The organism is Dethiosulfatibacter sp. (assembly GCF_983023055.1).
This window is the reverse complement of sequence record NZ_CEZJXU010000078.1, coordinates 1-7,275: the sequence shown is the minus strand read 5'-3', so window position 1 is coordinate 7,275 and position 7,275 is coordinate 1. Positions and strand designations below refer to the sequence as shown.

General features: G+C 36.5%; 5 protein-coding genes. 4 read left to right on the top strand and 1 reads right to left on the bottom strand.

Annotated elements, in window-relative coordinates; all coding sequences use genetic code 11:
* Positions 1-120: 120 nt before the first annotated feature.
* Positions 121-3,267, bottom strand: a complete 3,147-nt coding sequence (locus AC3AX0_RS04360; RefSeq protein ID WP_487549083.1) for a penicillin-binding protein 1A — start codon at positions 3,265-3,267, stop codon at positions 121-123.
* Positions 3,268-3,505: 238 nt separating this feature from the next.
* On the opposite strand from AC3AX0_RS04360, the gene hflX reads away from it, so the two are divergent.
* The 4 genes from hflX to AC3AX0_RS04340 are packed head-to-tail and all read left to right on the top strand — an operon-like array spanning position 3,506 to position 7,141.
* Positions 3,506-4,762 (top strand): GTPase HflX, encoded by a 1,257-nt coding sequence (gene hflX / locus AC3AX0_RS04355; protein WP_487549082.1) that lies wholly within the window; start codon positions 3,506-3,508, stop codon positions 4,760-4,762.
* Positions 4,746-5,396, top strand: coding sequence for a YigZ family protein (locus AC3AX0_RS04350; protein WP_487549081.1), 651 nt, complete (start codon positions 4,746-4,748; stop codon positions 5,394-5,396). The genes hflX and AC3AX0_RS04350 overlap by 17 nt, the downstream gene beginning before the upstream one ends.
* A gap of 60 nt (positions 5,397-5,456) precedes the next feature.
* The gene (locus AC3AX0_RS04345; RefSeq protein ID WP_487549080.1) at positions 5,457-6,200 is read left to right on the top strand and encodes a YebC/PmpR family DNA-binding transcriptional regulator; all 744 of its coding nucleotides are present in this window, start codon (positions 5,457-5,459) and stop codon (positions 6,198-6,200) included.
* 11 nt (positions 6,201-6,211) lie between these two features.
* Positions 6,212-7,141: a pseudouridine-5'-phosphate glycosidase gene (locus AC3AX0_RS04340; protein ID WP_487549084.1), complete on the top strand. Its 930-nt coding sequence runs from the start codon at positions 6,212-6,214 to the stop codon at positions 7,139-7,141.
* Positions 7,142-7,275: the final 134 nt, after the last annotated feature.

Sequence of the window (7,275 nt, the reverse complement as noted above, 5' to 3'; positions counted from 1 at the left end):
TAGATTCAGAAGGGAACAATCTCTACGAAGACTAATAAGTATTTTATTTTCCAAAAAGCAAAAAAGTTGAGATTTTCATCTCAACTTTTTTGCTTTTTGGATTATATAAAAAACTTTATGCTAATTGTCATTTTCGTCGTCGTTGTTTTCTCTACTGTCGGTTCTACTTGAATCATTGTTGTCTGTATTTGAATTGTTTCCATTCTGTGAATTCAGATACTCATTCCAGTGGTATACATTGTGCCATATACATTCATTAATAGGCATTTGATAGTTGTAGTCCTGAGTGAGGAGTCCGTTGACAACAAGATCCTCAACTGCTATTTCATTGATATGTGATATTTGCCCGTCATACATTTTCACAACTCCACCGTAAACATTTTCAATAGTTGCATCATCAAGGTTTTTGTTTTCTATTTGTGACTTGATTTCCAAATATAATTTGTAGTTTTCAAGCAGTGTATAGTAGCTTTCATTCTTTTCCAAAGGATTCATCATAGGATCATAAAGTGTTTCTCTTGTAATGAATACTTTCTTTTCTATGCTGTCAAGAGGACAGTAAGGACCCTGCGCCATCCCTGAAAGTGTACAGACATTGGCTTCTATATGTGTTTTACAGAATGATGTAGGCTCCGTTCCTTTTACAAAATATTCATTTATTACGCTGCTTCCTCTTGGGTCACGTTCACAGAGTTCGGTAGGGAGCAGTCCCGATTGTGAACATACAGTTACCTGTACAATTCCTTCGGGTTTCAGAAATTCCTGTGGCTCAAGCTCCTTGTGGACTTCCTTCATAATATTGCCCCAAAGTCTTGCGGTTGACGAACTTCCTGTTCCTACTCTTAGTTGGGAGTTGTCGTTTCCAATCCATATTCCTCCTACATAGTAGGGAGAGAATCCCATGAACCATATATCACCATTGTCTGAAGTTGTACCTGTCTTTCCTGCAACTTCAATTCCATATTCCGATGGAAGAGCAGCATTGTATGACAATCCCTGTGTTACTGTACTTCTTAGTATGTCCTTCATTAAAAAGGAAACCTGAGGGGATACTACATAGTTGCTTTCGACTTCTTTATCCAGTATTGTTATTCCATTGCCGTCAAGAACCTTTGTATATGCATAAGGTTGGATGTAAACACCATCATTTGCTATTGCACCGTAGGCTGCAGTCATGTCGAGGGGAGTGAAGCCCTTAGTAAGACCTCCCAGTGCCATGGCGGCAAGATTTAAGTCATTGTAGGACCTGTTTTCTTCGGGAGTAACAAAGCTGTCCTGGGATGGATCTTTAAAATCAACAAGTCTGAGTTTATTCAAATAGTCAAGGGAAGTGTCAAAACCAATATTTTCAAGCATTTTGACTGCATTGACATTTAGTGAAAATTCAACTGATTTTCTAAGTGTAGTTAATCCCCAGTATTTGTAAGCTTGTTTTTCATACCAGTTTTTAGGCCATCTTTGTCCACTGTCATTGTATCTTGGTACATCATCAATCATTGATGATGTAGTGTATCCAGTATCGAGGGCAGGAAGATAAACAGACAATGGCTTTATTGTTGATCCCGGTTGTCTTTCTGCACTAATAGCTCTGTTGAAGGATTTCCCCGCAGTTATGTTTCTTCCACCTATGAGTGCCTTTATTTCACCAGAGTGGTAATCCATTATGACTGCTGCAGACTGAGGCTGGAAAATTCCTTTTTCATCATAGAAATAGTTGCTGTTGCTTATGACAAGATTTCCTTCAGAATCAATGGTATGGAAATCCTCTATAGAATCAATGTATTCCTTTGTCAGTTTGAATTCACCTTTGTTGGCATAAGATGATATTATTTCGAAATTTTCACCAATATTAAGTCCACCCATTTCATGAGTAACAAGGAAATTGTCTTCTATTGTATAATAATCAACTATATCTATAACAGTTGAGTAGAGATTGAATTTTTTCGAATTGATTATTAGGTTATTATTTTCATCAAAAGTATATTCATCAGGATTCAATACAACATTATATCCTTCATTCAAGAGGTTTTCCTTTTTGAAGTAAAGATATCTTCCATTTTCGTTTAATACATTGTCATGTCCGTCTAGGTTTCCCGTGCTGGTACCATCGCTTTTCCAACTGAAGGATTTCCATTCTTCAACATAAGGTGTTGTTTCACCTTCCAAATCTCCTAGAAGAAGTTCAGCAAAGTTCTTGTACGATTCTTCAAGAGTCTTTTGCACGTCAAAATCCATAGTTGAGTAAATTGTAAAACCGCCTGTGTACAGTAGTGATTCAGCGTCTTCATAGGTATATCCGTATTCCGCCATAAGATCTTCTACAACCTGGTTTTTTACATAGTCTGTGAAGTATGAAGAAATTTCAGTACTTTTCTTTTGTCCTGGATTTAAGCTTGTTCTAATATCCTGGGCTAACGCAATTTCGTATTCTTCGTCAGTGATTTTTCCAAGTTCGTGCATTCTGAAAAGGACTGTTTGTTGTCTTTCTACAGACAACCCGTTGTAAATACATGTGTATTTTGTACCAGAAACATATACATATCCCACTATATCTTCCGGTGGTATATCCGTATCATCTCCAGTACGTATTTTTTTGTATGGTGCATATTTTGAATCAGCTTTTGGAACACCAGCCAGGAGAGCAGCCTCTGCAATAGTTAAATCACCTACATCCTTTGAGAAATATGCAAAAGATGCCGCCTGAACTCCGTTGTTGCTTTGCCCAAGGGGAATGGTATTCATATAATACTCAAGTATCTGCTCCTTTGTTAGAGACCTTTCCATCTCTATTGCCAGATACATTTCCTTTAATTTTCTGTCAAAGGTCTGATCACTCGTGAGATAGAGGTTTCTTGCTAGCTGCTGGGTAATTGTACTGGCACCTTGGCTTGTCAAGTCTCCAACCTGTATGTTGTGAAACATTGATCCTGCTATCCTTCGTAAGTCTATTCCGAAATGTTCTTCAAACCTGTGGTCTTCTATAGATATGAATGCATCTTCCAGATAATCTGGTATTTCATCAAGGGTTACAATTTTTCGATCGTCTGTACTTTGTATTATTTCTATTACATTTCCTTTATCGTCAACAATATTAGAGCTTTCAGTCAATAACTCAAGTATAATTGTAGGATCGATATCCGGTGCATTTCTTACAGCGGCAACAACAATTCCAATAGTAGCACCTACTCCCGCAAATAAGGCGATTATTACTATTAGAATTATAAGTCTTGCCAGACTGAACTTTCTTTTTTTCTTTTTCTTAGCCATATAAACCTCCAAAGCTATTCGTCAAGTAAATATTATAACATAAATCCGCCGAAAAAATTATTAATTTTTTATCCCATTAACTTGTGTAAGGCTACAGCCTGTGATAACATTAATCTGTTCGCATACAAGGAAAAATATTTATGTATAATACATATGAAAGAATAAGTAAATTATAAAAGTATAAAATATAAAATCAGACTATTGAATCATTGAATATATAATGATGGGAGAGATTGAATTGATAGAAAAAAGTATTATTGCAGGAGTTAAAATAAAACAGCGCAGACGGGACATGGAATATGAAATGGAAGAGCTTAAAAACCTTGTGGAGGCATCAGGTGGTGAAGTTGCCTGTTCATTAGTACAGGAGCTGGACAAATATAATGCTGCCACATATTTTGGAAAGGGAAAAGTTGAAGAAATTAAAAATCTTGCAGAGGAAATAGGTGCAACCTTGCTTGTCATTAACGATGAAGTTTCGGGTTCCCAGATAAATAATATTGAAAAAGCAACGGATTTAAAGGTTATAGACAGAACAATGCTCATACTTGACATATTTGCCATAAGAGCAAAAACAAAGGAAAGTAAGCTTCAGGTTGAACTTGCGCAGCTTAAATATTCTACTCCAAGGCTTAAGGGTAAGGGAATTGAAATGTCAAGGCTTGGTGGAGGTATTGGAACAAGAGGACCTGGAGAAAAGAAACTGGAAACAGATAGAAGACATATTGAAAAAAGAGTATATGAGATTGAAAAACAGCTTCGAAAAACTGTTCTAGTAAGGGATGTTAACAGGAAAAGCAGATTAAAAAACAACGTACCAATAGTCTCCGTGGTAGGCTATACCAACTCAGGAAAATCTACACTCATAAATTGCCTTCTTGGAAAATATGGAGTAGAAAAGGAAAAGGAAGTTTATGTATTTGACAAACTTTTTGCAACCCTTACAACGGAAAATAGAAAACTTGTACTTCCAGGAAAATTCGAAATCATAGTTACGGATACAGTAGGTTTTGTAAGCAAACTTCCAACGCTTCTAGTAGAGTCATTCAAAAGTACACTCGAGGAAATAAACTATTCCGATCTCGTAATCCATTTAATAGACATAACAAATGAAAATCTTCAGGTTCAGAAATCCACAACTGAGAATATACTTAAGGAGATTAATGCTTCTGATATTCCAATGATTGAAGTATACAACAAGATAGACAACAGTGACCTGGACTACGACAAAGCTTCAGGAACCTATATTTCCGCAAAGTCAGATTTGAACATAGATATTTTAGTTGAAAAGATACTTCTGGAAATCTTTGGAGAAGTAGGTACATATGAGCTTGAAATCGGCTACAACGAATATGAAAAGCTGCAGATAGTGGAAAACAAGACGGAAATAATCGAAAGGGAATACCTTGAAAGCGGAACAAAGGTCGTATTCAAAACCAGGGAGAAGTTTTACGACAGGTATTTCAAGGAGAAGAAAGATGACAGCGAGTTTTAACACAATATTAAAAAGCGAAAGTGAAGAAACCATTGTAAACAAGTCAAAGTTTATAGGTTATACCTTTCCTGTTGAAAAAGAAGAAGAAGCAACTAAACATATACAGGAAATAAAAACCAAACACAAGGATGCAAGCCACAATGTATTTGCATATATAATAGGTGAAAAGTCAAATATCCAAAGATATTCAGATGACGGTGAGCCAAGTGGAACTGCTGGCATACCTATAATTAACTATTTAAAGAGCATTGATATTACAAATGTTCTTGTAGTTGTTACAAGGTATTTTGGAGGAATAAAGCTTGGTACGGGAGGACTTGCCCGGGCCTATTCCAAATCTGCAAAATCAGCAGTGGATAAGAGCCGAATTGTAGAAGCTAGAGAATATTCCTGTTTCAAAATCACAGTGGATTACACACTTCTGGGAAAGATAGACAATTACTTGAAGAAAACATTACTCTATGTTTCTGAAAGGGAATACCTTGAAAAGGTTAATATTGAACTGATAGTAGAAAATGAAAAATTCGAAACCGTCAAAACAGAACTAAGAAATTTGACATCCGACAACATAGCCATTGAGCTGATGTACAACAAGCATTATCTCAGTGATGGAAAATCCATCCTTAATGTATAACTTGAAAGGATTGGATTTATCTGCTAAAATACATATGATTTAAATTTAGGAGGAATACTAATGGCAGGACATTCAAAATGGGCAAACACAAAACATAGAAAAGGTAGACAGGATGCCAAGAAGGCAAAGATATTTACAAAGCTGGCTAGATCTATAACTGTAGCTTCAAGAGAAGGTGGTCAGGATTCTGAATACAATACAGCACTTGCCAATGCAATCGAAAAAGCCAAGGCTGAAAATATGCCCAATGATAATATAGACAGAGCAATAAAAAAAGGTGCTGCAGGAGATAATTCTGAAAGCTTTGAAACAATAGTATACGAGGGATACGGACCAAACGGTACAGCTTTTATAGTAAGCTGTCTTACAGATAACAAGTACAGGACGGCTGCAGATGTAAGATATTATTTTTCAAAGTACGGCGGCAATCTTGGATCCACAGGATGTGTATCCTATCTATTTGACAAACTCGGCATAATAGCTCTTGAACTTGATGAATCAGCTGATGAAGATGAAATAATGATGGAAGCTTTGGAAAATGGAGCAGATGATGTGAAAATTGAAGACGGAATAGCAGAAATTATAACTTCACCGGAAAATTTTTCTGAAGTCAATAATGCCTATAAGAATACTGATCATAAGATACTTGGAGCAGAAATCAGCATGATACCTCAAACTGAAGTAAGTGTTGCTGATGAAGACAGTATAAAGATGATTCTTAAGATAATAGACCTTCTTGAAGACAATGATGATGTTCAGGAAATATATCACAACTGCAATCTTCCTGATGATGCAGAGCTGTAGGTATTAAAATGATGAAAAAATATATAAGAATAAGCAGCGAGGTCAAGGAAGCTGTTGAAAAAGGGAAACCTGTTGTAGCTCTTGAATCTACAATAATATCCCACGGCATGCCTTATCCCGAAAATATTAAAACTGCAATAGAAATAGAAAAGATAATCAGGAACTACGGAGTGATACCTGCAACAATAGGTATTATAGAAGGTGAAATCATAGTAGGTCTGAATAATGAAGAAATAGAATTTTTGGGCAAGGAAAAAAACATTCACAAGGCAAGCAGGAGAGACCTTCCTGTAATTGTTTCAAAGAAAATGCATGCAGCTACTACAGTGGCGGCAACCATGATTTGTGCAGATCTTGCTGGAATAAGAATATTCGCAACAGGTGGTATTGGTGGAGTTCACAGAGGAGCAGAAAAAACCTTTGATGTATCAGCAGATCTTATGGAACTTGCAACAACCAATGTTGCAGTAGTATGCGCAGGAGCAAAGTCAATACTGGATATACCGCTTACTTTGGAAAAACTTGAAACTCTGGGGGTGCCCGTTCTCGGATACAAAACTAAAAGGTTTCCAGCGTTTTACACAAGGGACAGTGGACTTGACTGCGATTATAAAATGGATTCTACCGAGGAAATTGCGTCAGCACTTTCAGCTAAGTGGGACATGGGTCTTGAAGGTGGAGTAATAGTTGCAAATCCAATACCTGAAGAATATGAAATGGAAAAGAAATATATAGAAGGAATAATTGAAGATGCCCTTAAAAAGGCTGATGAACTCAATATAAAAGGCAAGGATATTACACCATACCTTCTCGATAAAATAAAGGAAATGACGGAAAGCAAAAGTTTGGATTCCAATATTCAACTGGTATTCAACAATGCGGCAATAGGAGCACAAATAGCTTTGGATTATTCAAGACTAGGAACTGGACAAGGTGTTTAGATTTACGTCCATTAATACATGGAGCAAAAGTTTTTCCATTTGCCTGAAAAGGAGTTTGACATGATAATTGCAGGAATAGACCCGGGTTATGCAATTTCCGGATTTGGAATACTCGACTATACAGGAAACAAATT

What these genes read in the sequence shown, in the direction of transcription:
- AC3AX0_RS04360 (WP_487549083.1), bottom strand. Translation starts at nt 3,267, where the DNA reads ATGGCTAAGAAAAAGAAAAAAAGAAAGTTCAGTCTGGCAAGACTTATA.
- AC3AX0_RS04350 (WP_487549081.1), top strand. Translation starts at nt 4,746, where the DNA reads ATGACAGCGAGTTTTAACACAATATTAAAAAGCGAAAGTGAAGAAACC.
- AC3AX0_RS04345 (WP_487549080.1), top strand. Translation starts at nt 5,457, where the DNA reads ATGGCAGGACATTCAAAATGGGCAAACACAAAACATAGAAAAGGTAGA.
- AC3AX0_RS04340 (WP_487549084.1), top strand. Translation starts at nt 6,212, where the DNA reads ATGAAAAAATATATAAGAATAAGCAGCGAGGTCAAGGAAGCTGTTGAA.